General features: G+C 71.8%; 24 protein-coding genes. 15 read left to right on the forward strand and 9 right to left on the reverse strand.

Annotation, left to right across the window (positions count from 1 at the left end):
• Positions 1–35: 35 nt before the first annotated feature.
• From F4692_RS15860 to F4692_RS21620, 4 genes are read left to right on the forward strand one after another with little or no spacing between them, the layout of a single operon-like run.
• Entirely contained in the window at positions 36–953 is a 918-nt protein-coding gene (locus F4692_RS15860) for a diacylglycerol kinase family protein (protein WP_179620680.1), read from the forward strand.
• A 32-nt stretch (positions 954–985) separates the two neighbouring features.
• Complete coding sequence (locus tag F4692_RS15865; protein WP_179620681.1) at positions 986–3,778, forward strand: DEAD/DEAH box helicase; 2,793 nt, start codon at positions 986–988, stop codon at positions 3,776–3,778.
• Positions 3,779–3,790: 12 nt separating this feature from the next.
• Positions 3,791–4,729, forward strand: a complete 939-nt coding sequence (locus F4692_RS15870; RefSeq protein WP_179620682.1) for a 5'-3' exonuclease — start codon at positions 3,791–3,793, stop codon at positions 4,727–4,729.
• A 9-nt stretch (positions 4,730–4,738) separates the two neighbouring features.
• Positions 4,739–5,191 (forward strand): Lrp/AsnC family transcriptional regulator, encoded by a 453-nt coding sequence (locus tag F4692_RS21620; RefSeq protein WP_179620683.1) that lies wholly within the window; start codon positions 4,739–4,741, stop codon positions 5,189–5,191.
• 116 nt (positions 5,192–5,307) lie between these two features.
• Here the strand turns inward: F4692_RS21620 and F4692_RS15880 are convergent, their stop codons facing one another.
• Both F4692_RS15880 and F4692_RS15885 read right to left on the reverse strand, forming a co-directional pair.
• The gene (locus F4692_RS15880) at positions 5,308–6,282 is read right to left on the reverse strand and encodes a type IV toxin-antitoxin system AbiEi family antitoxin domain-containing protein (protein WP_179620684.1); all 975 of its coding nucleotides are present in this window, start codon (positions 6,280–6,282) and stop codon (positions 5,308–5,310) included.
• 244 nt (positions 6,283–6,526) lie between these two features.
• Positions 6,527–7,993, reverse strand: coding sequence for a KamA family radical SAM protein (locus tag F4692_RS15885; RefSeq protein WP_179620685.1), 1,467 nt, complete (start codon positions 7,991–7,993; stop codon positions 6,527–6,529).
• Between the two features lie 159 nt (positions 7,994–8,152).
• On the opposite strand from F4692_RS15885, the gene kdd reads away from it, so the two are divergent.
• The 7 genes from kdd to F4692_RS15920 all read left to right on the forward strand — a co-directional run bounded on the left by kdd (position 8,153) and on the right by F4692_RS15920 (position 15,236).
• Positions 8,153–9,220: an L-erythro-3,5-diaminohexanoate dehydrogenase gene (gene kdd, locus F4692_RS15890; protein WP_179620686.1), complete on the forward strand. Its 1,068-nt coding sequence runs from the start codon at positions 8,153–8,155 to the stop codon at positions 9,218–9,220.
• Positions 9,220–10,824, forward strand: coding sequence for a lysine 5,6-aminomutase subunit alpha (kamD, locus tag F4692_RS15895; protein WP_179620687.1), 1,605 nt, complete (start codon positions 9,220–9,222; stop codon positions 10,822–10,824). Before kdd ends, kamD begins: the two co-directional genes overlap by 1 nt.
• On the forward strand, positions 10,821–11,561 hold the full coding sequence (kamE, locus tag F4692_RS15900; protein ID WP_179620688.1) for a lysine 5,6-aminomutase subunit beta: 741 nt from the start codon (positions 10,821–10,823) through the stop codon (positions 11,559–11,561). Before kamD ends, kamE begins: the two co-directional genes overlap by 4 nt.
• On the forward strand, positions 11,558–11,959 hold the full coding sequence (gene kal / locus F4692_RS15905; protein WP_179620689.1) for a 3-aminobutyryl-CoA ammonia lyase: 402 nt from the start codon (positions 11,558–11,560) through the stop codon (positions 11,957–11,959). Before kamE ends, kal begins: the two co-directional genes overlap by 4 nt.
• Positions 11,960–12,382: 423 nt before the next feature.
• Positions 12,383–13,921: an apolipoprotein N-acyltransferase gene (gene lnt / locus F4692_RS15910; protein ID WP_179620690.1), complete on the forward strand. Its 1,539-nt coding sequence runs from the start codon at positions 12,383–12,385 to the stop codon at positions 13,919–13,921.
• A 26-nt stretch (positions 13,922–13,947) separates the two neighbouring features.
• Positions 13,948–14,667 carry a polyprenol monophosphomannose synthase gene (locus tag F4692_RS15915; RefSeq protein ID WP_179620826.1) on the forward strand — a complete coding sequence of 240 codons (720 nt, stop codon included), beginning with the start codon at positions 13,948–13,950 and terminating at the stop codon, positions 14,665–14,667.
• Positions 14,664–15,236 (forward strand): FxsA family protein, encoded by a 573-nt coding sequence (locus tag F4692_RS15920; protein WP_179620691.1) that lies wholly within the window; start codon positions 14,664–14,666, stop codon positions 15,234–15,236. Before F4692_RS15915 ends, F4692_RS15920 begins: the two co-directional genes overlap by 4 nt.
• A 24-nt stretch (positions 15,237–15,260) precedes the next feature.
• Here F4692_RS15920 and F4692_RS15925 read toward each other — a convergent pair whose 3' ends face one another.
• The 3 genes from F4692_RS15925 to F4692_RS15935 form a co-directional block, all read right to left on the reverse strand.
• On the reverse strand, positions 15,261–15,641 hold the full coding sequence (locus F4692_RS15925; protein ID WP_179620692.1) for an RNA polymerase-binding protein RbpA: 381 nt from the start codon (positions 15,639–15,641) through the stop codon (positions 15,261–15,263).
• A gap of 234 nt (positions 15,642–15,875) precedes the next feature.
• Positions 15,876–17,237, reverse strand: a complete 1,362-nt coding sequence (locus F4692_RS15930) for an MFS transporter (RefSeq protein ID WP_179620693.1) — start codon at positions 17,235–17,237, stop codon at positions 15,876–15,878.
• Entirely contained in the window at positions 17,234–18,067 is an 834-nt protein-coding gene (locus F4692_RS15935; protein ID WP_179620694.1) for a glycerophosphodiester phosphodiesterase family protein, read from the reverse strand. The genes F4692_RS15930 and F4692_RS15935 overlap by 4 nt, the downstream gene beginning before the upstream one ends.
• Positions 18,068–18,102: 35 nt before the next feature.
• On the opposite strand from F4692_RS15935, the gene F4692_RS15940 reads away from it, so the two are divergent.
• The gene (locus F4692_RS15940; RefSeq protein WP_257029957.1) at positions 18,103–18,363 is read left to right on the forward strand and encodes a zf-TFIIB domain-containing protein; all 261 of its coding nucleotides are present in this window, start codon (positions 18,103–18,105) and stop codon (positions 18,361–18,363) included.
• Positions 18,364–18,552: 189 nt separating this feature from the next.
• Here F4692_RS15940 and F4692_RS15945 read toward each other — a convergent pair whose 3' ends face one another.
• Entirely contained in the window at positions 18,553–20,076 is a 1,524-nt protein-coding gene (locus tag F4692_RS15945) for a helix-turn-helix domain-containing protein (protein WP_179620696.1), read from the reverse strand.
• A gap of 115 nt (positions 20,077–20,191) precedes the next feature.
• Here F4692_RS15945 and F4692_RS15950 point away from each other — a divergent pair, with 115 nt between their 5' ends.
• Entirely contained in the window at positions 20,192–21,208 is a 1,017-nt protein-coding gene (locus tag F4692_RS15950) for a zinc-dependent alcohol dehydrogenase family protein (protein ID WP_179620697.1), read from the forward strand.
• Positions 21,205–23,007: an alkaline phosphatase D family protein gene (locus F4692_RS15955; protein WP_179620698.1), complete on the forward strand. Its 1,803-nt coding sequence runs from the start codon at positions 21,205–21,207 to the stop codon at positions 23,005–23,007. Before F4692_RS15950 ends, F4692_RS15955 begins: the two co-directional genes overlap by 4 nt.
• A gap of 21 nt (positions 23,008–23,028) precedes the next feature.
• Here the strand turns inward: F4692_RS15955 and F4692_RS15960 are convergent, their stop codons facing one another.
• Complete coding sequence (locus tag F4692_RS15960; protein WP_179620699.1) at positions 23,029–23,175, reverse strand: hypothetical protein; 147 nt, start codon at positions 23,173–23,175, stop codon at positions 23,029–23,031.
• A 204-nt stretch (positions 23,176–23,379) separates the two neighbouring features.
• Between F4692_RS15960 and F4692_RS15965 the strand changes: the two genes are divergently transcribed.
• Positions 23,380–24,489, forward strand: a complete 1,110-nt coding sequence (locus tag F4692_RS15965) for a DNA glycosylase AlkZ-like family protein (RefSeq protein WP_179620700.1) — start codon at positions 23,380–23,382, stop codon at positions 24,487–24,489.
• Between the two features lie 28 nt (positions 24,490–24,517).
• Here F4692_RS15965 and F4692_RS15970 read toward each other — a convergent pair whose 3' ends face one another.
• Together F4692_RS15970 and F4692_RS15975 are read right to left on the reverse strand one after the other, a co-directional pair.
• Positions 24,518–25,318 (reverse strand): SRPBCC family protein, encoded by an 801-nt coding sequence (locus F4692_RS15970; RefSeq protein WP_179620701.1) that lies wholly within the window; start codon positions 25,316–25,318, stop codon positions 24,518–24,520.
• Between the two features lie 3 nt (positions 25,319–25,321).
• Positions 25,322–25,804 (reverse strand): pyridoxamine 5'-phosphate oxidase family protein, encoded by a 483-nt coding sequence (locus F4692_RS15975; RefSeq protein WP_179620702.1) that lies wholly within the window; start codon positions 25,802–25,804, stop codon positions 25,322–25,324.
• Positions 25,805–25,835: the final 31 nt, after the last annotated feature.

Consider the following 25,835-nt stretch of genomic DNA (forward strand, 5'->3'; position numbering starts at 1 on the left):
CCGTCCGGCGTGAGGGTGCGGGATAGGGTCGCGCCATGCACGACCCGCAAGCACCGGGCCACCCGGTGCGTGGCCGAGAGATCGCCCTGCTGACCAACCCGACGTCCGGTCGGGGCAGGGGCGCCCGGCACCGCGACGTGGCGCTGGCCCGGCTGCGGGAGAGCGGCTTCGTGGTGCGCAACCTCCAGGGACGCGACGCGGACGAGGCCTTCGACCTGGCGCGCGGCTGCGTCGCCGACGGCGTGGAGGCGCTCGTCGTCTGCGGCGGCGACGGGCTCGTCCACCTCGGCGCGCAGGCGGTCGCCGGCACGGGCGTACCGCTCGGCCTCATCCCGAGCGGCACCGGCAACGACGTGGCCCGCTACCTCGGGCTGCCCCGCACCGACCCCGTCGCCGCGGCCGACCGCGTCATCGCCTCGCGCCGCCGCCGGATCGACCTGGCCCGCAGCGGCGACCGCTACTTCGTCACCGTGATGGCGGCCGGCTTCGACGCGATCGTCAACGAGCGCGCCAACGCGATGACGTGGCCGCGCGGCCAGATGCGCTACAACCTCGCCACCCTCGCCGAGCTGCGCACGTTCCGGCCCCTGCCCTACGTCCTGCAGCTCGACGACGGGTCCGCGACGGAGACGGTCGAGCACGAGGCGATGCTGGTCGCGGTCGGCAACGGGCCGTCCTTCGGTGGCGGGCTGCGGATCACCGAGGGCGCCCTGCTCGACGACGGCCTGCTCGACGTCGTGGTGATCACGCGGATGAGCAAGCCCAAGCTGGTCCGCTCCTACCCCCGCCTGTTCACCGGCCGCATCGACGGCGTCGCGGAGTACGTCCACCGCCGGGTCCGCTCGGTCACCGTCGCGGCGCCCGGCATCGTGTCGTACGCCGACGGCGAGCGCTTCGGCCCACTGCCCCTCACGGTCGAGTGCGTGCCCGGGGCACTGGACGTGATCGCATGAGCGGCGACCGCCCCCACGAGGAGTCAGCAGACATGTCCACACCGTCGCCCGCCGAGCGCTACGCAGCGTTCCAGCGGGAGAAGCCGTACCCCATGCTCAAGGACTTCGCCGGCCTCCACGGCTTCGAGCTCGACGACTTCCAGGTGCGCGCGTGCCAGGAGATCGAGCGCGGGCGCGGCGTCCTCGTCGCCGCGCCGACCGGCTCCGGCAAGACGATCGTCGGCGAGTTCGCCATCCACCTGGCGCTGCAGACCGGCCGCAAGGCGTTCTACACGACGCCGATCAAGGCGCTGTCGAACCAGAAGTACCACGACCTCGTGAAGCGCTACGGCGCCGAGAACGTCGGCCTGCTGACCGGCGACAACGTCGTCAACGGCGAGGCCCCCGTCGTCGTGATGACGACCGAGGTGCTGCGCAACATGCTGTACGCCGGCTCCCGGACCCTGCTCGGCCTCGGCTACGTCGTGATGGACGAGGTGCACTACCTCGCCGACCGGATGCGGGGGGCGGTGTGGGAGGAGGTGATCATCCACCTGCCCGAGTCGGTGACCCTGGTGTCGCTGTCGGCGACCGTCTCCAACGCCGAGGAGTTCGGTGAGTGGCTGGCCACCGTCCGCGGCGAGACCACCACGGTGCTCGAGGAGAAGCGGCCCGTCCCGCTGTTCCAGCACGTCATGGTCGGCCGGCGGCTGCTCGACCTCTTCGCCTCCTCCGACGTCGACGCGAGCGCGGGCTTCGTCAAGGAGGGCGCCCCGGTCAACGAGGAGCTCACCCGGATCGCACGCGACGACTGGGCCAGCACGCGACTCATGCGCGACCGTCGCTCGCCGCGCAAGGGCAAGCCCGGGTCCTCGAAGAACCCGCGCGCGGTCGGCAACGGCCGTCGCGTCTGGATCCCCAGCCGGGTCGACGTCGTCGAGCGCCTCGACCGCGAGGGCCTGCTGCCGGCGATCGTCTTCATCTTCAGCCGGGCCGGCTGCGACGCCGCGGTGACCCAGCTCGTCCAGGCCAACACCCGGCTCACCACCGCCGCCGAGCGCGACGAGATCTTCGCGCGCGTCGAGGCGGCGTCGCGGACGCTGCCGGAGGAGGACCTGCACGTCCTGGGCTACCACGAGTTCCTCGACGGGCTGACCCGTGGCATCGCCGCCCACCACGCGGGGCTGCTGCCCGCGTTCAAGCAGGTGGTCGAGGAGCTGTTCCAGGAGGGCCTGGTCAAGGTCGTCTTCGCCACCGAGACCCTCGCGCTCGGCATCAACATGCCGGCCCGGACGGTCGTCATCGAGAAGCTGTCGAAGTGGAACGGGGAGTCGCACGCCGACCTGACACCGGGGGAGTACACCCAGCTGACCGGGCGTGCGGGGCGTCGCGGTCTCGACATCGAGGGGCACGGCGTCGTGCTCTACCAGCCCGGGATGAACCCGGGCGAGGTCGCCGGCCTCGCCTCCACGCGTACCTATCCGCTCCGCTCGTCCTTCCGCCCGTCCTACAACATGGCGGTCAACCTGGTGCACCAGTTCGGCCGCTCCCGCTCGCGCGAGCTGCTCGAACAGTCCTTCGCGCAGTTCCAGGCCGACAAGGCCGTCGTGGGGCTCGCCCGTCAGGTGCACAAGGCGGAGGAGGCGCTCGACGGCTACCGCGACGCCGCGCAGTGCCACGTCGGCGACTTCATGGAGTACGCCGCCCTCCGCCGCCGGATCTCCGACCTCGAGAAGGGCGCCGCCCGCGAGCGCCGGCAGGACCGCCGGGGCGAGGCCGCCGCCTCGCTCGGCAAGCTGCGTCCCGGCGACGTCATCCAGGTGCCGGCCGGCAAGTTCAGCGGTCTCGCCGTCGTCATCGATCCCGGGGCCTCGGGCGAGGAGCCCCGCCCCTACGTCGTGACCGCGGACCGCCAGGCGCGACGGCTGGCCATGATGGACTTCCCGGTGCCGGTGGAGTCGATCGGACGCCTGCGGATCCCGAAGTCGTTCAACGGACGCAATCCCGCCCAGCGGCGCGAGCTGGCGAACGCGCTGCGCTCGCGGGCCGACTCGTTCGACGCGCCGGCGTCTCGACGCGCGCAGCAGCGCGACTCCTTCAGCGACAGCCCGGCGGACCGCGAGATCGGCCGGCTGCGCGCGGAGCTGAAGGCGCACCCGTGCCACCAGTGCCCCGAGCGCGAGGACCACTCGCGGTGGGCCGAGCGCTACTTCAAGCTCGAGCGGGATACCGAGACCCTCAAGCGGCGGGTGGAGAACCGGACCAACACCGTCGCCCGCACCTTCGACCGGGTCTGCGACGTGCTGACGGCGCTCGGCTACCTCGAGGGCGACAAGGTCACCGACAAGGGCGTGCACCTGCGCCGCATCTACTCCGACATGGACCTCGTGGCCGCCGAGGCGATCCGGGCCGGGCTCTTCGACGAGCTCGCCCCGTCCGAGCTGGCGGCCGTGCTGTCGGCGCTGGTCTTCGAGGCCCGCCGCGCCGACGACGCGTCCTCACCCAAGATGCCCGGCGGCGGCGTACGCCCCGTCCTCGCCGAGGTCGTCCGCCTGTGGGGCCAGCTCGACGCCCTCGAGCGCGACCACAAGCTCGACTTCCTCCGCGAGCCCGACATCGGCTTCGCGTGGGCTGCGTGGCGGTGGGCCGAGGGCGACGACCTCGACGACGTCCTCATGGTGACGGGACTGTCGGCCGGCGACTTCGTGCGCTGGATGAAACAGCTGCTCGATCTCTGCGGACAGGTGGCCGACGCCGCCGGTGACAGCGACCTGCGCGAGACGGCCCGCGCGACGGCCAGGCTGCTCAAGCGGGGCGTGATCGCGTACTCCGTCCTCGCCGAGTGAAAGGCTGAGCGCATGACCTCCTCCGACGGGCGACTGCTGCTGCTCGACACCGCCTCCCTCTACTTCCGGGCGTTCTTCGGCGTGCCCGACTCGGTCAGGGCGCCGGACGGCACCCCCGTCAACGCCGTGCGCGGGCTGATGGACTTCATCAGCCGTCTGGTGGGGGAGTACGACCCGACGCACCTCGCGTGCTGCTGGGACGACGACTGGCGCCCGCAGTGGCGGGTGGACCTGATCCCGTCGTACAAGGCGCACCGGGTCGTGCGGGCCGTCCCCGGTCCGCGCCCGGACGTCGAGGAGGTGCCCGACCCGCTCGAGGCGCAGGTCCCGGTCATCCTGTCCGTGCTGGAGGCCTACGGCATCCCCGTCGTCGGGCACCCGGAGATGGAGGCCGACGACGTCATCGGCACCCTGGCCACGGACGCCGGGATGGCCGTCGACATCGTCACCGGCGACCGTGACCTCTTCCAGCTCGTCGACGACGACGCCGCGGTCCGGGTGCTCTACGTCGCGCGCGGGGTGAGCAAGCACGAGCGGGTCGACAACGCCTGGGTGCGGGCCAAGTACGGCGTCGACGCACACCAGTACGCCGACCTCGCGACCCTGCGCGGGGACGCCTCCGACGGCCTGCCGGGCGTGGCCGGGGTGGGGGACAAGACGGCGGCGACGCTGCTCAACCGCTTCGGGACGATCGACGCGGTCGTCGAGGCCGCCGCGGACCCCGACTCCGACATGGGGCCCGGTCCGCGGGGCAAGATCAAGGCGGCGGCCGACTACCTCGCGGTCGCACCGCGCGTGGTCGCCGTGCGTCGCGACCTCGACCTCGGCACGCCCGACCTGACCCGCCCGCGTACGCCCGCGGACCACGACGCCGTCCTCGCCCTCGACGAGAGGTGGGGTCTCGGCTCGTCGGCGGTGAGACTCGTGCAGGCGCTGTCCGGTTCGGACTAGGGTGCCCACGTGAGTTCTTCCGAGGTGGAGTCCAAGGACCGCCAGATCCTCTCCCTGCTGGCCGCGGACGGCCGGATGTCCTTCACCGATCTCGGCAAGGCGACGGACCTGTCGACCTCGGCGGTGCACCAGCGGGTGAAGCGTCTCGAGCAGCGCGGTCTGATCACCGGCTACGGCGCGACGGTCGACCACGACCAGCTCGGCCGGCCGCTGACGGCCTTCATCTCGATCACGCCGATCGACCCCTCGCAGCCCGACGACTACCCCGAGCGGCTCGTCGGGATCAAGGAGATCGAGTCGTGCTGGTCGGTCGCGGGCGAGGAGTCCTACATCCTCAAGATCCGCGTGGCGACCCCGCTCGCCCTCGAGGAGCTGCTGGCGCGGATCCGGGCGTCCGCGAGCGTGTCCACCCGTACGACCATCGTGCTCTCGACGCCGTACGAGAACCGCCCGCTCGACTGACCGCCGGCGGTCCGGGGCTCGGCGGGCCCCCTGCTCAGTGATCCCCGGCTGACCGGGGATCACTGACGTTGTCAGGTGTTGCAAAGGCCCACAACGTCAGCGAGAGCCTGACAACTTCAGGCAGCGGCACCACGGAAGAGGTGGCGGATGCGGTCGGCCGTCTCCGCAGGCTTGTAGAGGTCGGCCCAGACGATGCGGATGCAGCGCCAGCCGGTGAGCTCGACGATGAGGGACTCGCGCTGCTTCTCGCGTAGCACGCAGTCGACGACGGACTCACCGGCGCGCCGGTGCTCCACGTACTTCACCTTGCCGTCGAACTCGAGGAAGACACCCAGCTCCGGCCACGCCAGGTCGACTCTGGCGATCTCGACGCCCCGCTCGTCCAGGATGGGGTGGTTCGGTATCGGCGCCGGAAGGTGCTGGGTCCAGCACAGGTGGCGGGTTCGCGTCTCGCCGACGGACTCGGAACGTCCGTCGGCAAGTCGGAGCACGAGGTCCGTGGTCAGCGTGCGCGGCCAGCAGGACATCGACTCGTAGCGCCTCCAGAGCTTCTCGAGGGTCGTGTGTCCCTGGTGCAGCAGGTGGTCGATCTCGACCAGCGCGTGCTCGACATCGAGGATCGTCGTGAGCTCGAGCGCGGTTCGGGTCGCGCTCATCACCCACAGCCCGTTCCGCAGCTCCAGGTCACCTTCCACCGAGTTCTCACCGTCCGGTCCCCGGACGATGACGCCACGGTGCTGGACGACCCCGGCCTCGGCGCGGCCCGCCCGCTCGTCGGGTCGCGTGACGTGGACGGTCGACAGGTCGCAATCCCAGAGAGGTGTGCCGTGCTCGCTGGCAGCGCTCAGGTGGCTCAGGACCACCTCCGTACGCGCCTGACGTACGACCGCGCGGCACAGGACGGCGTACCGCTCGTTGCTGCCCAGTCCGGCCCAGCCGTCGCCGAGGACGTACGCCCCCCGACGCACCCGGACCCAGTCGCCGCCACGGACGAGCAGCGCGATGGCGCGATCGTGGTAGCCGAGCGCCATCGCGTCCTTGCGAGTGAAGACGCCATGCCGGTCGATGAGCGCTCTCAGCTGGTGATCCATGCGTGGATCGTGACCCGCAGCCCGCCGCCCCGCACCACAGTCTCCAGTGACGTGGGGAGAAGCGCGCGTACGACGGCCCTGTGGACGCCCTGCGGTCGACCTGCTCGTCCCGGGACAGGGGTTGTCAGGCTCTCGCTGACGTTGTCAGGGGTTGCAAAGGCCGACAACGTCAGTGATCCCCGGCTGACCGGGGATCACTGACGGACGTAGGCACGAGCGCGCGGATTTCGGCCCCCGCAGCCCCTCAGTACGCCTGGAGGGCCGCCGTACGCCGCGACGCCTCGGCCATCTCGGCGGCCTTGAGCGAGGCCTCGTCGAGGCGCCCGTGCTGCTCCCACCACTGCTGGCCGGACTCGGGGAGCGTGTGGATCGGGTCGTAGTACTCGTAGTAGCGCGAGAGGGCCTCGGCGTCGTCGGCCTCGATCGACGTGCGGTAGTTCTTGGTCCAGAAGGAGATGCCGTGCTCGGTGTCGTAGTCGGCGTTCTGGTGGACCCAGCGCTTGCCCACGAAGGGCACGTCGCACACGATGCGCGGCGTCGCGAAGCCCGGCAGGTAGCCCATGATGTGGTGCTGGAGGCGCTGCGCGTCGGCGAGCGAGACCCGCCAGTGCTCCGAGAACGGGATCATGTCGCACATGTAGAAGTAGTAGGGCATGATCTGCGCGCCGTCGAGCAGGCGGAAGCACAGGTCGAGCAGGGCGTGCGGGTCGGCGTTCACGCCGTTGAGGAGGACGCCCTGGTTGCGCACGTCGCGCAGGCCGGCGTCGAGCATCGCGCGCGACGCCTCGGCGACGATCGGGGTCACCGAGTTCGCGTGGTTGGCGTGGGTGTGCATCGCGAGGGACACCCCGCGCGAGCGGGCCACCGCGGCGACGCGGGCGACGCCCTCGACGACGTCGGGCTGCAGCCAGTGCTGCGGCAGGCCGATGAGCGCCTTGGTGGCCAGGCGGATGTCGCGGATGTTCTCGACTTCGAGCACCGACATCAGGAACGCCTCGAGCCGGGGCCACGGCATGTTGGCGACGTCGCCGCCGGAGACCACGACGTCGCGCACCGACGGGGTGCGCTGGAGGTAGGCGATCATGTCGCCGAGGCGGTCGTTGGGCTTGCCGGCGAACTTGAGCTTGTCGATGACCGGCGTCGAGTTGCCGACCAGGTCCATCCGGGTGCAGTGGCCGCAGTACTGCGGGCAGGTCGGCAGCAGCTCGGCGAGCACCTTGGTGGGGTAGCGGTGGGTGAGGCCCTCGGTGGCCCACATGTCGTGCTCGTGGAGCGAGTCGCGGGCGGCGTGCGGGTGCGAGGGCCAGTCGGTGCGCCGGTCGCTGAAGACCGGGACCATGTAGTGGCGCACGGGGTCGGCGTAGAACGCCTCGGTGAACGAGCCCGCTGCCGACGACGTCAACGTCGGCACCATGGTGTTCATCATCTGCGGCGGGACGAGCATCGACATCGTCGCGCGCTCGGCCTGGTCGCGCTCGAGGTCGGCGTAGAACCGCTCGTCGAGCAGGTCACCCATGAGCTCGCGCAGCTGCTTGACGTTCTTGATGCAGTGGGCGCGCTGCCACTGGACCGAGGCCCAGTCGGCGGCCGTGACGTCGCGCCAGCCCGGGAAGCGGGTCCAGTCGGGCTCGACGAGCTCGACCCGCTGGTAGGGGTAGGGCTGTCCGGTGGCGAGAGCCAGGTCCGACGGGACGGCGGTCTCGATGCTCATGGGTTCTCCTGAGTACTGAGCTGGTGCTGCGACAGGTGCGGCGCGCCGGTTGTGTGTGCGGCGACACATCTGGGAGAGTACGTGGAGAACGTGCGGCTAGTCCAATGGCGCGCCGCAATATTTACTGCAGATCAGCGGCAACATAGAAGGATGACCCGCATGAGCACCCCCACGGACATCCGCACCGGCGACCCGACCGGTCTCCACCGCGTCCTCGACGACCAGGCGGTCCTGCCGCAGGCGGCCCAGCGCCTCGACACGCGTCGCGACCTGTGGCCCGACGAGGTGCGGGTGCGGGTCGAGCGACTCAACCTCGACGCCGCGTCCTTCCGCCAGCTCGAGCGCGCGCACACGAAGTACGGCGAGACCGACGGAGCGGGGGTCCGCGCCGAGGTCCTCGACATCGTCGCCACCCGCGGCAAGATGCAGAACCCGGTCACCGGCTCGGGCGGCATGCTCGTGGGCACCGTCGAGGAGGTCGGCCCCGAGTCACCGCTCGGGCTGTCCGTCGGCGACCGCGTCGCCACGCTCGTCAGCCTCACCCTGACCCCCCTCGTCATCGAGGACGGCCTGGCCGGGTGGGACGGTCGCGGCGAGCAGGTCCCGTGCGACGGGTACGCCGTGCTCTTCGGCCGCTCGATCGCCGCGGTCATCCCCGACGACCTCGACCCGGCCCTGTCGCTCAGCGTGATGGACGTGTGCGGCGCCCCCGCCCTCACCGCACGCGTCGTCGAGGAGTACGCCGCGCGCGGCCAGGCGCCGACCGTGGCCGTCATCGGGGGTGCCGGCAAGTCCGGGTCCCTGAGCCTGGCCGCCGCTCGCGCCGCCGGCGCCGCCCGCACCATCGGCGTCGTGCCGCACGAGGCCGAGCGCGACCTGCTCGCCCGCGCGGGCATCGCCGACGAGGTCACCATCTCCGACGCGCGCGACCCGATCGGCCTGCGCGACGCCGTGACCGCCGCCGGTGGCCCCGCCGACGTCACCGTGGTCTGCGTCGACGTCCCCGGATGCGAGGGCGGCGCGATCCTCGCCACCGCCGAGGGCGGCACCGTCATCTTCTTCTCGATGGCCACCAGCTTCAGCGCGGCGGCGCTCGGGGCCGAGGGCCTGGCCGCCGACGTGCGGATGCTCGTCGGCAACGGGTACGTCCCCGGTCACGCGGCGTACGCGATGGAGCTGCTGCGCGCCGACGCCGGCGTCCGCGCCCTGTTCGAGCGGAGGCTGTGATGGCGGCGACCAGCAGGACCCCGCGCAGCCAGCTCGGCATCGACCGCGCCGACGTACGCCGCGCGCGCACCCTCGCCCGGCAGGTCGGCAAGCCGATCGTCGACCTCGCCACCCGCCACACGACCGTGTCCGTCGAGCGCGCCACGCTGCGTCTCGCGGGCCTCGGGGGAGCCGACCCGGACGGCACGCCGTGGGTCAACCGCCTCGCCGACGCGGTCCGCGCCGACGTCGGCCTCGAGCACGGGGTCAGCCTCCCCGTGTGGGACGCCCTGGCCCGCGGCGAGGGCGACGACCTGCTGGTGCTCGCGCAGAAGGCCGCAGCCGGGTCCGTCACCTTCCGCGTCCCCGAAGGCAAGGACGCGACCCGGGCGCGTACGGCCTCCCGCAGGGCGGTCGCGGCCGGCATCACGCGGATCGACCGACAGCGGGGCGCCCGCGAGCGGATGATCGCCAAGGTCGGCGACGCCCCCAGCAAGCCCTGGATCTACCTCATCGTCGCCACCGGCGACATCCACGAGGACATCCCGCAGGCGCAGGCCGCCGCCCGGGAGGGCGCCGACGTCATCGCGGTGATCCGCTCGACCGGCCAGTCCCTGCTGGACTTCGTGCCCGAGGGCGCCACCCGCGAGGGCTTCGCCGGGACCTACGCCACGCAGGAGAACTTCCGCCTGATGCGCGCGGCGCTCGACGAGACGTCGAAGGAGCTCGGTCGCTACGTCCGGCTCACCAACTACGCCTCCGGGCTGTGCATGCCGGAGATCGCGGCACTGGCCGGCCTCGAGCGCCTCGACATGATGCTGAACGACTCGATGTACGGCATCCTGTTCCGCGACATCAACCCGGTCCGCACCTTCGTGGACCAGCGCTTCAGCCGCCAGGTCCACGCCCGTGCCGGCATCATCATCAACACCGGCGAGGACAACTACCTCACCACCGCGGACGCCGTCGAGGCCGCGCACACGGTGACGACGAGCCAGCTGCTCAACGAGTACTTCGCCAAGGAGGCCGGGCTCGAGGACTGGCAGCTCGGCCTCGGTCACGCGTTCGAGATCGACCCCGAGGTGCCCGACTCGTTCCGCCTCGAGCTCGCCCACGCGATGCTGGCGCGAGAGCTGTTCCCGGACGCGCCGCTCAAGTGGATGCCGCCGACGCGCCACATGACCGGAGACATCTTCAAGGGCTACCTCCTCGACGGCTTCTTCAACCTCGTCGGCGCGATGACCGGGCAGGGCATCCTGCTCGTCGGGATGATGACCGAGGCCGTCGTGACGCCGTGGATCTCCGACCGCGACCTCGCGCTGCAGAACGTCCGCTACGTCATGAACGCCGCGGGCAACCTGCGCGAGGACTTCCACCCGGCGCCCGACGGCTTCATCGCCACCCGGGCCCGCGAGGTGCTCGGCGAGGCCGTCGGCCTCCTCGAGCAGATCAAGGCCGACCGCAGCGTGCCCGGCGAGCCGCCCCTGCTGTCGGCGATCGCCGACGGCACCTTCGGCCTGATGAAGCGTCCCGCCGACAAGGGCAAGGGGCTCGAGGGCGTCGCGGCGAAGGCCGCCGGCTACTACAACCCCGCGACCGAGATCCTCGAGGGAGACCAGCGATGACCGGTCTGATCCGGCCCTACGGCGACACCACCGGCGACGGGATGGTGCAGCTGTCCTTCACCCTGCCGATCGAGCACTCGAAGGTCGCCGAGGGCGCCGCGGTCCAGCTGGCCAACAAGATGGGCATGGACCCGGCCCTGGTCGTCCACGCCAAGCCGATGGGGGAGGGGTTCACCTTCTTCGTCGTCTACGGCCGGGTGAACCACCTGGTCGACCCCAGCACGGTGGAGGTCGTGGAGCGCGACTACCCGCTGCTGACGCCCAAGGAAGCCAACGCGGCGATCAAGCGTTCGATGCGTCGCCGCCTGGTGGTGGTCGGCGGGTGCATCGGCACCGACGCGCACACCGTCGGCATCGACGCGATCCTCAACATCAAGGGCTTCGCGGGGGAGAAGGGCCTGGAGTACTACCGCGAGCTCAAGGTCGTGAACCTCGGCGCGCAGGTTTCCGTGCCCCAGCTCGTCGAGGCCGCCCGCGAGGAGAAGGCCGACGCGGTCCTCGTCTCGCAGGTCGTCACCCAGCGCGACGCGCACCTGCTCAACACCCGCGAGATGTCCGCCGCCTTCCGCGAGGCGTACCCCGCAGCGAAGCGACCGCTGCTGGTCGTCGGCGGACCGCGCTTCGACGAGACGATGGCCGACGAGCTCGGTGTCGACCGGGTCTTCAGCCGCGGCACGACCCCCGGCGAGGTCGCGTCCTTCATCGTCCACCGACTCACGAACAGGAGCGCCTCATGAGCGACACCCCCGACCGGGTCGGCACGAGGGTCACGCACCGCCGCTACGTCCCCTACTCCCACGCCCACTACGCCGGCAACCTGGTGGACGGCGCCTACAGCCTCGGCCTCTTCGGGGACGTCGCGACGGAGATGTGCATCGTCCTCGACGGTGACGAGGGGCTCTTCGCGTCCTACTCCGACGTCCAGTTCAAGGCGCCCGTGCGCGCCGGCGACGTCCTCGAGATCAGCGCGACGCTGGTGCGCGAGGGCACCCGCAGCCGGGTGATGGACTTCGCCGTCCACGTCGTCGGCCGGGGCGCGCCCACCCCCGAGGCCCCCGGTGCCGCGCAGGTGCTCGACCCGCCGGTCGTCGCCACCACGGCGACCGGGACCGTTGTCGTACCTCCCGCTTCCTGAAACAGCGACGCCCGGCTGCGGCGTGTCCCGCGCGACACGCCGCAGCGGGTCAGAAATCCTCCGTGTTCCTCCCGGGACGCGCACCCCGCTGACCTGCGAATTCCCGCGTCCGTGCAGGTCAGGCGCGTGTTGACACCACACCCCGGGGGAGGGAGGGTTCCGTGGTCCGCCTGTGCAGCCCGCGGTCGGCACGATCGGCAGTGGGGAGACTGACGTGAGGTACGCGAAGCCAGCGATGCCCTCCGTCGGTCGACTCGTCGTGAGTGCTCCGCGGGGGCCGGATGCGGGAGGAACCCCGGGGCGTTAGACAACTCCGCGCGATCGTCAGCCAGGCGGTCGTGCGTTGGTCCGAAGCCTCCGCGTTCCTCCCGCTCCGCTGCAGGCGCCCCCGCCGGCCGACCTGGTGTCGGCTACCGTTCGGGCGTGCCGCTCCGCTGCCTCCTCGCCCTCGTCGGCGGGCTCGTGCTGGCGGCGGCGTTCGAGCCGGTCGGCATCGCGTGGCTGATGCCCCCGGCGATCGCCGCGCTCGTGCTCTCGGTGCGCGGGCTCGCCCCGCGGCGGGCCTGGCTCCCGAGCCTGCTGTTCGGCATCGCGTTCGTCTACGCGGTGATGGTCTGGATGCGCGCGGTGGGCACCGACGCCTGGATCGCCATGTGCGCCCTCGAGGCGGCCTTCTTCGTGCCGCTGGGCATCGGTCTGTCCTGGAGCCTGCGATCGCGCGCCTGGCCGGTCCTGGCGGCCCTGTGGTGGGTCGGGATCGAGACGCTGCGCAGCGGCTTCCCCTTCAGCGGCATGCCGTTCGGCCGCCTTGCGTACGCCACCGCCGACACACCCTGGGCCGACGCGATCCCCTGGGTCGGGATGGTCGGGGCCAGCCTCCTCGTCGCCCTCACCGGCACGACCCTCGCGTGGCTGCTGCTGCAGGTCCGCACGCCGACGCGCCGGGCGTACGCGGTCGTCGCCGCGCTGGCCGTCGTGACGGTCGCGCCCGTGCTGGTCCAGGTCCCCGTCGAGGAGTCCGGGACGGCCACGGTCGCCGCGGTGCAGGGGGACGTGCCCGGCACCGGCCTCAACGTCCCCGCCGTCCACCGTGAGGTCACCGCCAACCACGTCCGGCTCACCCGCGAGCTCGCGGACGCGGTCGAGGCGGGCGACGAGCCGCAGCCGGACTTCGTCGTGTGGCCGGAGAACTCCACGGCCGTCGACCCGTTCCTCGACACCGAGATCCACGCCGGGATCATCTCCGCCTCGGACGCCATCGGCGTGCCGGTCATCGTCGGTGGGATGTCGAACGACCCGCTCGACGAGACGCAGGTGCTCAACCAGGGGATCGTCTACGAGCCGGGCCTCGGCAGCGGCGACCGCTACACCAAGCGCCATCCCGTGCCCTACGGGGAGTACATCCCCTTCCGCGGCGTCAGCTGGATGCCGTCGTCCTACGGACGGCTCACCGAGGTGCCCCGCGACATGGTGCGCGGCACCAGCCTCGAGCCGCTGCGCGTGGGCGGTATCCGGGTCGCCGACGCGATCTGCTTCGACGTGGCGTACGACGAGGGCATCGCCGGTCAGGTCGCGCGCGGCGCCGAGCTGGTCACCGTGCAGACCAGCAACGCGATGTTCAGCCGCACGGGCCAGCTGGCGCAGCAGTTCGAGATCAGCCGGCTCCGGGCGCTCGAGACCGGCCGCTGGGTCGTCGTCGCCGCGATCAACGGCATCTCGGGCGTCGTGCGCCCGGACGGCACCGTCGTCGCCTCGGTCCCCGCCCGCGGCCAGGAGGTCCTCGTCGAGACGGTGGGCCTCAGCACCACGACCACGCCTGCCGTCGTGCTCGGGGTGTGGCCGGGACGACTCGCCCTGGTCTTCCTCCTCGTGCACACCCTCACGGTCCTCATCGCCTATGGTCGTCGCCGACGGGGCACCCGCCCCGGCAGCGCCGTCATGGAGCAGGGTGTGAGCACGTGAGCGTCGAGGGACTCGGGCGTTGCGTCATGGTGATCCCGACCTACAACGAGTCGGAGAACCTCGAGTGGATCGTGGGTCGTCTGCGGGCGGCCCAGCCGGGCGTCGACGTGATGGTCGTCGACGACAACAGCCCCGACGGCACCGGCGCCATCGCCGACCGGCTCGCCGCCGCCGATCCCGCGGTCACCGTCGTCCACCGGACCGAGAAGGCCGGCCTCGGCGCGGCGTACCTCAACGGCTTCGACGTCGCCCTCGCGGCGGGCTACGACGTCATCGGCGAGATGGACGCCGACGGGTCCCACCAGCCCGAGCAGCTCCACCTGCTGCTCGACGCGTTGCGCACCGCCGACCTGGTCATCGGGTCGCGCTACGTCAGCGGCGGGTCGGTCGTGAACTGGCCCGTGCAGCGGCTCCTGCTGTCCCGCGGCGGCAACCTCTACGTCCGGCTGCTGCTCGGCATGAAGGTCAAGGACGCCACCGCCGGCTTCCGCCTGTTCCGCCGGACCACGCTGGAGGCCATCGACCTTGGGGCCGTGCGGTCTACTGGGTACGTGTTCCAGACCGACCTCGCCTACCGCACCGTGAGCCGCGGGCTCCGCGTCGCCGAGGTGCCGATCGAGTTCATCGAACGCGAGCGCGGCGACTCCAAGATGAGCGGCCAGGTGGCTTCGGAGTCCCTCCGACTGATCACGCGGTGGGGCCTGTCCGAGCGCCTCGCCCACCTCAAGGCCCGGCGACACCGATGACGCACCCGGCTCCGCCCTCCCCGCGCCGTCGCCGGCCGTGGCTGCGACCGGTGCTCGCCGCCGCGTTCGTGGTGGTGCCGCTCGTGGAGATCTGGGCGATCCTCCAGGTCGGGCAGCTCGTCGGGCCCTGGTGGACGATCCTGCTCCTCGTCCTCGACAGCATGGTCGGCGCCTGGCTGATCAAGCGCGAGGGCGGCCGGGCCTGGCGAGCACTGCGCCAGGCGCTGCAGGACGGTCGGATGCCCGCACGCGAGATCGCCGACGGCGCCCTCGTCCTGATCGGCGGCACCCTCATGCTCAGCCCGGGCTTCGTCCTCGACGTGCTCGGCATCCTCCTGATCCTGCCGTTCACCCGTCCGGTCGCCCGGCGGCTGCTCACGACGGTGGTCGAGAAGCGGCTCGTCGCCACCCCGGCGGGCGGACCGTTCGGCGCCGGGTTCGGCCCGGGCTTCGGCGGGGGTGCCGGATTCGGACCGGGGTTCGGACCGGGCTCCGGCCCCGGACATGAGCGTCGCCCCGGACCGGGCGGCGATGGGCCGGTGGTCCGGGGCGACGTGATCGACCCGTAGGTCGTGCTCCTCAGGTCGAAGCGGTCAGGAGACGCGCTTCTTCTTGTTCGCGCGGTGCAGGTGCGCGGGACCGATCTCGCCGCCGCGCAGCAGCTCGAGGCGCTCCTTGAGGATGTCCTCGAGCTCCTTCTCCGAGCGACGCTCCAGGAGCATGTCCCAGTGCGTACGAGCGGGCTTCTCGACCTTCTCCTCGGGCAGGATGCCCGCCGTGCTCAGCGCCTCGGCGCCGCAGCGCGGGCACTCCCACACCGCCGGGATGTCGGCCTCGACCGACATCGTGACCTCGAACTCGTGGCCCTGCTTGCATCGGTATCCGACCTGCTGACGAGCCGCGAACTCGATGCCGCGCTCGTCCTCAAAGCTCTGGCCGCCGAGCCTCGCGCCACGCAGTGTGCGCTCCGCCACCGTGCCCACCTCCATTGGGTTGCTGACACCCGTTGTGTTGTGTACCGGGTCAAGTGGGAAACGAGCCAGACGTGGTTTCGTGACGCCGCTCATGACGACGCGGCCCGTCTCCTTTGATCTTCAACGGTAGCGGGGCCGTCACAATTCCGTGGATTCGCGGCCGGGCGGGCCACGCTCAGGCGAGAGGAACCTCACCCCCAGGGGTGATGCTCGTCACATGCGGGGCGGCGGGCCTCAGATGACGCTCGGGAGGTCGTTGCCGGCCTCGCGGATGCCGCGCTCGGTGTCGACGCGGGTCAGCAGCAGGCCGCCGATGACGAAGAAGGCGATCAGGGCGAAGATCGCGGGCCGGTAGGAGTCGGTGAGGGCCAGGACGATGCCGAACGTGGCGGTCCCGAACCACGACGTCCCGCGGTCCATCGCGTGGTAGAAGCTGAAGTACTCCGCCTCCTTGCCGCGGGGGATCAGCAGCGAGAAGTACGACCGCGCCAGCGCCTGGGTGCCACCGAGCACGATGCCGATGGCGGCGCCGAGGACGAGGAAGAAGGGCACGTTGCCGGCGGGCAGGAAGAGGGCGACGGTGACGATGACGCACCAGATCGCCAGACCGCCCAGGATCGTGCGCTTGGCGCCCAGCCGGGCCGCGAGCCGGCCGAACAGCAGCGCTCCGCCGAACGCGACGAACTGCACCATGAGGATCGTCGCGATGAGGATCGTCTGGGAGTGACCGAGCTCCTCGGAGCCGTAGACCGACGCGGAGGCGATGACGGTCTGGATGCCGTCGTTGAAGAACAGGTAGGCGACCAGGAAGGTCAGCGCCATGGGGTAGTTGCGCATGTCGCGCAGGGTCGCGGCGAGCTGGCCGAAGCTCCGCGCGACGGCGTTGCCGGACACCTGCTCGACGTCCACCGGCGGGTGGTTGCGCAGCCGCAGGAACGGGATGAGGGTGAACCCGGCCCACCACACGGCGGCCGAGAGCATGCACAGCCGGGCGGCGAGCGCCTCCCCGAGGCCGAGGCTGTCGTGGCCGAGGTAGACCGCGAGGTTGATCACCAGGAGCAGGCCGCCGCCGAGGTAGCCCCACGCCCAGCCGCGCGACGAGACGCGGTCACGGTTCTCCTCGTCCGAGATGAGCGGCAGGATCGAGTCGTTGACGACACCGGCCGCGCCGAAGAACAGGTTGCCCAGCACGATGCCGAGGGCGGCGAGCTGCCAGTTGTCCCCGGTGGCGAAGAAGATCAGGGCGGCGAAGAACGCGCCGGTCCACGCCAGTGCGGCGAGCAGCCCCTTCTTGTTGGCGACGCGGTCGGCGTACGCCCCCAGCGGCGGGAGGACCAGCGCCGACAGGATCGTCGACACGGTGATGAGCCAGAAGAACAGCGAGTCCGGGGGCAGGTCGAGCCCGGCGAAGCGGAACGTCCCGTCCTCCCCGCCGACGGCGTTCTCCGCCAGGCTGATGAAGTAGGGGCCGAAGAAGACCGTGCCGATGGTCGTCGTGTAGGCGCTGTTGGCCCAGTCGTACCAGTACCAGGCCTTCTGCTCGCGTGCCTGGTCCAACGGTGCCAGGTTGGCGATCGGGCTGGTCACGTCGCTCATGCCTCACCCTTCGTGGGGTCCTCGGACGACCCGGTCGGGCCGTGCCACTGTCCGCGGGAGCGGAGCACGTCCCTGAGTATGTCCGTGCGATCGGTCATGATGCCGTCGACACCACGGTCGAGGAGGGTGTTCATCTCGATCGGATCGTCGATCGTCCACACGTGGACCTGCACCCCCGCCGCCCGCGCGCGTCGCACCAGCCCTCGCGACACGACGAGCACCGGCCCCTGCCGGTGGGGGACCTGCAGCGCGACCGGTCGCCCGCGGGTCAGCAGCCGCGCGAGGCGTGCCGAGGGGGAGAGGACGAAGGCCACCACCTCGAGCGGGTGGGCGGACGTCGCGACGCGACCTGCGGTGCGCCGGCGGAACGCGATCATCCGACGCCGCGAGAACGAGCCCACCAGCACGCGGTCCCACGCCTCGCGCTCCTCGACGAACGCCGCCAGGGCGTCGACGGCACCGTGGGACTTGAGGTCGATGTTGAACCGGGCGTCGGGGAAGGCGTCGAACAGCTGCGCGAGGGTCGGCACCGGCTCGCTGCCACCGATCAGCGCGCCCTGCACCTCGGCGTACGTCGAGGTGGCGATGTCGCCGGTGCGGTCGGTCACCCGGTCCAGGACCGTGTCGTGGAACGCCAGCAGCACGCCGTCGCTGGTTACGTGCACGTCCGTCTCGAGGTAGGTGTAGCCCAGTCCCACGGCGTGCCGGAAGGCCGCGAGCGTGTTCTCGAGGCCCTCGATCTCGGGGTGGTAGGCCCCGCCGCGGTGGGCGAAGGCGATCGGGGTCGGGGAGTCGAGGTAGCCCGTGCTGGGGCTGTTCGGCGCGGTCACGGTCGAAGTATGGGGTCCAGCGGTACCGTCGTGGGATGGAGAGCCTGACGTGTCCCCGATGTGGTGCCGAGATGGACGAGAAGACCCTCGGCGAGGCGACGGTCAGTCAGTGCCCCGAGGGACACGGCGTGTTCCTCTCGCGCGCTGACCTCGGTGTGCTGGTGGAGGCGGAGAACGACTGGCACCGCAACGCCGGCCAGCACACGGCGCCGCTGCCGCGGATCACCGCCGACATGACGGCCCCGCCGTCGACCGGCAAGGTGTCGCGCGCCTGGGTGGAGACGCTCTTCGGCTGAGTCTCCCGAGGGCGGTCGAGCAGGCGAGCGAGGAGCGAGCGAGCCGTATCGAGACCCGATCCCAGGACGGCTCTACCGCCGAGGTGAGATCTCGGTATGACCGTGCGCGACCTCGTTCCTCGGTCGCGGGTCTACTCGATCTGGCCGCGCCGACGCACCGACCTCGTGCCTCGGTCGAGGCTGCGCGTCTCAGATGTCGCGGAAGGTCTCGATGTTGGCGCCGAGCTCGTTGAGCCGCTCCGCGAGGTCCTCGTAGCCGCGGTGGATGACGTAGGTCGAGCGCAGCACGCTGCGACCCTTCGAGGCGAGCATCGCGATCAGCAGCACGACGGCCGGGCGCAGCGCGGGCGGGCACACGATCTCCGCGCCCGAGAAGTGCGTCGGGCCCTCGACGAGCACCCGGTGCGGGTCGAGGAGCTTGACCTGGGCGCCGAGCTTGTTGAGCTCGGTGAAGTAGATCGCCCGGTTCTCGTAGACCCAGTCGTGCAGGAGGGTCTGCCCGTCGGCGACGGCGGCGATGACCGCGAAGAACGGCAGGTTGTCGATGTTGAGCCCCGGGAACGGCATCGGGTGGATCTTGTCGAGCGGCGCGTGCAGCTCGGAGGGGTGCGTCGTGATGTCGACCAGGCGGGTCTCGCCGTTGAGGGCGTCGTACTCCTCGGACCGGTCGTAGCGGAAGCCCATCTCCTCGAGCGTGGCCAGCTCGATCTCGAGGAACTCGATCGGCACCCGCCGGATGGTGATCGACGACTTCGTCACGATGGCGGCGGCGAGCAGCGACATCGCCTCGATCGGGTCCTCGGCGGGCGCGTAGTCGACGTCGACGTCGATCGAGGAGCGGCCGGTGACCCGCAGCGTGGTCGTGCCGATGCCCTGCACGTCGACGCCGAGCTTCTGCAGGTAGAAGCAGAGGTCCTGGACCATGTAGTTGGACGAGGCGTTGCGGATGACGGTGGTGCCGGGGTGCAGCGCGGCCGCCATGAGCGCGTTCTCGGTGACGGTGTCGCCGCGCTCGGTGAGCACGATCGGCCGCTCGGGCTCGATCGCCCGGTTGACGCGCGCGTGGTAGGCGCCGTCGGTCGCCTTGACCTCGAGGCCGAAGGGCCTCAGGGCGGTCATGTGCGGCTCGACGGTGCGGGTGCCGAGGTTGCAGCCGCCGGCGTAGGGGAGCTCGAACTCCTCGGTCCGGTGCAGCAGGGGGCCGAGGAACATGATCACCGAGCGGGTGCGGCGGGCGGCGCCCTCGTCGATCTGCGAGAGGTCGAGGTGCGGCGGCGGGACGATCTCGAGGTCGTTGTCCGCGTTGAGCCAGCGGGTCGCCACGCCCAGCGAGTTGAGCACCTCGAGCAGGCGGTTGACCTCCTCGATCCGCGCGACCTTGCGCAGCGTCGTACGCCCCTTGTTGAGCAGCGAGGCGCACAGCAGCGCGACGCCGGCGTTCTTGGAGGTCTTCACGTCGATGGAGCCCGAGAGCGTGGTCGGCCCGTCGACCCGCAGGTGCGTGGGCCCGGCACCGAGCGCGACGATCTCCGAGTCGAGGGCGGCGCCGATGCGCGCCAGCATCTCGAGGGAGAGGTTCTGGTGGCCCTTCTCGATCCGGTTGATCGCACTCTGGCTCGTGCCGAGGAGGTCGGCGAGCTGGTGCTGGGTGAGACCGCGGTGCTTGCGCGCGTCGCGGATGAGGTTGCCGATGCGGCCCTTGTAGTCAGCCATGCCGACCACGGTATCTCAGATATGAGATAAAGCCAGTCGTGGCCGCGCCCGGCGCGTCCGGGCCGACCCGCCCTACGGGGGAGGGGGGCTCGGAGCTGCGTGGCAGGATCCGAGCATGCGCGCAACCACCATCCACGCCCCCGGTGACATCCGCTTCGAGGAGGTCCCCGACCCGCGGATCGAGGAGCCCACCGACGCGATCGTCAAGGTCGTCGCGGGCTGCATCTGCGGCTCCGACCTCTGGCCCTACCGCGGGGAGAACGACGTCACCGCCGGCTCGACGATCGGCCACGAGTGCGTCGGCATCGTCGAGGAGGTCGGCTCGGCCGTCTCCACGACCAAGGTCGGCGACTTCGTCATCGTCCCGTTCTGCCACTGCGACAACACGTGCGTCCACTGCGCCGCGGGGGTGCAGTCCGCGTGCGTCAACCTCGGCATCACGCAGAGCGGGCAGGGGGAGTACGCCCGCGTGACGCAGGCCGACGGCAGCCTCGTCGCGACCGACGGCATGCCCGACGACCACCTCGTCCCCTCGCTGCTGGCGCTCACCGACGTGATGGCCACCGGCTGGCACGCGGCCGTCGCCGCGGGCGTGCAGCCCGGCCACACGACCGTCGTGGTCGGCGACGGCGCCGTCGGCCTCAGCGGCGTGCTCGCCGCGGCCCAGATGGGCGCGGAGCGCGTCATCGCGATGTCGCGTCACGAGCCGCGCCAGGAGATCGCCCGCGCCTTCGGCGCGACGCACGTCGTGGCCGAGCGTGGCAAGGAGGGCGAGGCGATCCTCGCCGACCTCACCGATGGGGTGGGCGCCGACTCCGTGCTCGAGTGCGTCGGCACCGACGGCGCGATGAAGACCGCGTTCGCCGTCGCCCGGCCCGGCGCCACCGTCGGCTTCGTCGGGGTGCCGCACGGCGTCGAGCTCCCGGTGCGACGGATGTTCCAGAAGAACGTCGGCCTGGCCGGCGGCATGGCGCCGGTGCGTCGCTACCTGCCCGACCTGCTCGACCGCGTGCTGTCCGGCGCGATCGACCCCGGCCGGGTCTTCGACCTGACGCTGCCGATGGCGGAGTCGGCCGAGGGCTACCGCGCGATGGACGAGCGCCGCGCGATCAAGGTCCTGCTCCAGCCGTGAGCGCGCTGCGACTCGGACCGCTCCTGCGCTACGTCGACGAGACGTCGGCCGCCGTCTGGGTCGAGACCGAGAGCGCGGCGACCGTCACCGTCACCCGCGGCACGACCTCGGCCAGCGCGCGTACGTTCCTGGTCCACGGCCACCACTACGCGCTCGTCGAGCTCGGCGGCCTCGCGCCCGGGAGCAGCGAGGCCTACACGGTCGACGTCGACGGCTCGCGGGTGTGGCCGGAGCCCGACTCGCCGTTCCCCGCGCCCGTCATCGCCACGCTCGAGGCCGGCCGGCCGCTGCACCTCGCGTTCGGCTCGTGCCGCACGTCGGTGTCGCACGACGAGAAGGGCAACAACCTCCACGGGGTGGACGCGCTGCGGGCCTGGGCCCTGCGCGTCGCCGACCAGGTCGACCCCGCGGACCTCGACGACCCCGACCTCGCGCCGGGGCGGCTGCCCGACCTGGTGCTCTTCCTCGGCGACCAGGTCTACGCCGACGAGACGACCGACGAGATGCGCGCGTTCATCGAGGCGCGCCGCGACATCGACCAGCCGCCGTGGACCGAGCTGAAGGACTACGAAGAGTACGCCCACCTCTACTGGCTGGCCTGGTCCGACCACGCCAACCGCTGGCTCCTGTCCACCGTCCCGAGCGCGATGATCTTCGACGACCACGACATCCGCGACGACTGGAACACCTCGCTGGAGTGGCGGCGCGAGATGGAGTCCACGTCGTGGTGGCACGGCCGCATCGTCGCAGGGCTCGCGTCGTACTGGGTCTACCAGCACCTCGGCAACCTCTCACCCGCCGCGCGTGAGCAGGACGAGGTGTACGCCGCCGTCCGCGCCCACACGGGCGACGAGAGCGGGGAGCACGACCTCGGACCGCTGCTCGACGCGTTCGCCGAGCGGGTGGACCAGGAGCCGGAGACCTACCGCTGGAGCTACACCCGCGACTTCGACACCCAGGCCCGGCTCGTGGTCGTCGACTCGCGCGCGGCGCGCCGGCTCGAACCGGACGACCGGGCGATGCTGGACGCGGACGAGTCGGCGTGGCTCGACCAGCAGCTGCGCGGCGACGTCGACCACCTCCTGGTCGGGACCTCGCTGCCGTTCCTGCTGGCGCGCGGTCTCCACCACCTCGAGGCCTTCAGCGAGGCCCTCGCGGACGGAGCGTGGGGCGAGCGCGGGGGCCGGCTCGGCGAGAAGCTGCGCCAGACCGTGGACCTCGAGCACTGGGGTGCGTTCCAGCACAGCTTCCAGCAGGTGGCCCACCAGGCGATGGAGGTCGCGGCAGGGGAGCGCGGACGCGCTCCGTCGACCGTGACGTTCCTGTCCGGCGACGTGCACCACAGCTACGTCAGCGAGGCGCGACCCGCGAAGGGCGGTCCGCGGCTCACCTCGACGGTGCTGCAGGCGGTCTGCTCGCCGATCCGCAACCCGCTCTCGCGCAACATGCGGTTCGCGACGGCGGTGCTGTCGTACGGCGTGGCGGGGCCCGTCGGACGGCTCGCGGCCCGCTCGACCAAGGTGCCCGACGCGCCGCTGACGTGGACCTACGCCGAGGGACCGTGGTTCGACAACAACCTGGCCTTCCTCCGGCTGGCCGGGCGGGGACTGCGGATGTGGTGGGTCACCGGCGAGGTGGTCGACGACCACGCGCGTCCGCGGCTGGCGAAGGTGGAGGCCTACGAGATCGACGAGCACGGCGACCCGCCGCCGCGCCAGGGCGTCGTCGCCAAGGCCCGGCACCGGATCCGCCAGCGGGTGCGCCGGCGTACGACGGGTGGACCCGTCACGCAGCGCTGAGCGCTGCCGGGGGCGCGGTGCTCAGAGGGTGCTGAGCACCCGGTCGCGCCCGTGGACGCAGTCGCAGCTGTCCGAGCACGGCAGGTAGGTGTGCCGGCCGTGGCCGCAGGCGCTGCACGGCAGGTCGTGCGACAGGTGCACCGCGTTGGTCTCGACGGTGTCCCACATGGTGTTGCCCCCACTCGATCGGCGTCCCGCAGCCCTCCTGCGGGTGCTCTCGAGGGTCGCACCGGAGCGCGCCCGGATGGCGCGAACGGGAGCAGGATTGCCCGATCTGGGGCACGAATGACCCGTTCGGGCCATGGCCGTGGTCCCATCGCGCGGGCCCGATGGGGCCATCCGCCCGCCTCGACCGGGCCTAGGATCGCGGCCATGGCCGCCGACCTCCTACTCACGCCGCAGCAGGCCCGGCGCATCGCCGTACGCGCGCAGCTGCTGTCCGCGCATAGGCCCGCGGACGCGCTGGAGACGATCCGGCACCTCGGCTTCCTGCAGGTCGACCTGACCAACGTCGTCGCGCAGCACCCGGACCTCGCGCTGTGGAGCCGGCTGGGGGAGGCCTACGACCCCGGGGACCTCGAAGAGCTGGTCGGCGACGGGGCGCTGGTCGAGCACAGGGCCCACCTGCTGCCGGGCGAGGACATCGCGCTGCACCGCGCCGACATGGACCTGTGGCCGGGTGAGCCGCCGCTGAAGGAGTGGCAGGAGGACCTGCGCGACTGGGTAGCCGCGAACGACGCCTGCCGTCGCGAGATCCTCGCGCTGCTCCGGGCGGAGGGGCCGACCGCCGCCCGGGACCTTCCGGACACCTGCGAGGTGCCGTGGCGCTCGACCGGCTGGACCGACAACAAGAACGTCATGAAGCTCCTCGAGTGCCTGGAGTCGCGCGGCGAGGTCGCCGTCGCCACCCGCGAGGGTCGCGAGCGCCGCTGGGACCTGGCCTCGCGCGTCCACCCCGGCGACCCGGCCGTGCCCGTCGCCGAGGCGCACCGCACCCTCGCCTCGCGCCGGCTCCGCGCCCTCGGCATCGCCCGCCCGCGCGCGTTGGAGGCGTGGGACGAGCGCCACCCGGTGCGCGACACCGGCCTGGGCGCCCGCGTCGAGGGCGTACGCGGCACGTGGCGCGTGGACCCCGACCGACTCGCCGACCTCGATGCCTTCGAGGGGCGCACGGCCGTGCTGTCTCCCCTCGACCGGCTGGTGTTCGACCGCAAGCGGATGGAGGACCTGTTCGCCTTCGACTACCAGCTGGAGATGTACAAGCCGGCCGCCACGCGCCGGTGGGGCTACTGGGCGATGCCGGTCCTCGACGGCGACGAGCTCGTCGGGAAGGTCGACGCCACCGCGGACCGCGACGGCGGGGTGCTGATCGTGGACGCCGTGCACGAGGACGGCGACTGGTCGCGGTCGCGGCGGGCCCGCGTGGACGCCGAGGTCGACGCGCTCGCGGCGTGGCTGGGGCTCGAGGTCGCGCGCGCCTGACCCGCGCCCCGCGTCCCCTGCGGGCGGGTCAGGAGGCGTCGAGGCCGAGGGCCTCCGCCAGTCGCTCGGGATCGGCGACCGCGAGGGTCGCCCCGGGGTGCCGGATCGCCCCGGTCGGGTCGATGGCGGGGACGGGCTCGTGGAAGGTCAGGCAGAGCGCGCGCTCACCGTTGGTGGTGAACGAGACGCCACGATCGGTCAGCGACAGGTGCGGCGGTCCGGCGGTGCGGTGCCACCGGAAGCCGCCGGTCACCTCGGTGGAGGCGATGTTGCTGCGCGGGGTGACCAGCCGCCACGGCCCGTAGCGGACGTAGAGCCACTGCGGCCCGAGCTCGACGGTGGTCGTCGCGGGCGTGACGCCGAACGCGCGCGCGGGGAGGGCGTACGCCGGGGCGAACGCGAAGTCGAAGGCCTCGACCGCGTCCGGGGCGACGTCACCGCCGCCGGTCCTGCCGACGAGCCGCCGCAGGGCGCCGGCCGCGGGGACGCGGTAGGGCTGGAGGACGGCCGCGGCCGGAGCGGCGACCCGCAGCACGGCCCGGCTCCCGCCGCCCGGCGCCGGGAGCACGTGGTGGTCCATCCGGACGGCGGCGGGACCTCGTCCCACCGACCACGTCCACGAGCGCAGGTCCGCGTCGAGGTCGGTGACCCGGAAGTCGACCGCCACGCCGGCCGGGCCGTGCACGCGTCCCGTCGTGCCCGTCACGAGCGCGGGGTCGTCGGCGTCGACGTGCTGGATGAGCGGTGCCCACGTGGACCAGGTGTCGGGGTCGGTGAACTGGCGCCACACCTCGTCGGCGTGCGCGGGACCTCGGGCCTCGACGAGCACGGCTCAGAGGATGACGGTGTCGTTGTCGCCGAGGTCGGGGGTGCTGTCGCCCACGAGCCCCTTGGCGAGCTGGATGGCGGCCTTGACCTTGCCGGGGGACTCCCAGTACTCGGCCGTCGCCCCGTCGATCTCGAGCAGCACGTTGTCCGGGTCGTCCGGACCGCCGGACATGAACGCCCCGGCCGACGCGTCCCACAGCTCACGCAGCTTCTCGCGGTCCTCGCTCACCCGCGCCGTGCCCGACAACGACACCCACCCGGCGTTGCTTGAGTAGGAGACGTTGACCCGGGGGTCCGCCTCGATCGCGGCGACCTTGTCCGAGCTCCGCTCGGTGAGGAACCAGGTCGTGCCGGGCTCGTCGAAGTCCTGGGTGCCCATCGGCGTCGAGACGAGCGCGCCCTGCAGCGACGTGTAGGTGAGCACGGCGATGCGCGTCTCCTTCATGATCTCGGCAACGGTCGCGATCTGGTCGTCGTGTGTGGTCATGGCACCGACGGTCGCACGGTGGACAAACCCT

The sequence above is a fragment of the Nocardioides cavernae genome (assembly GCF_013410035.1).
In the GTDB taxonomy this organism is placed as follows: domain Bacteria; phylum Actinomycetota; class Actinomycetes; order Propionibacteriales; family Nocardioidaceae; genus Nocardioides; species Nocardioides cavernae_A.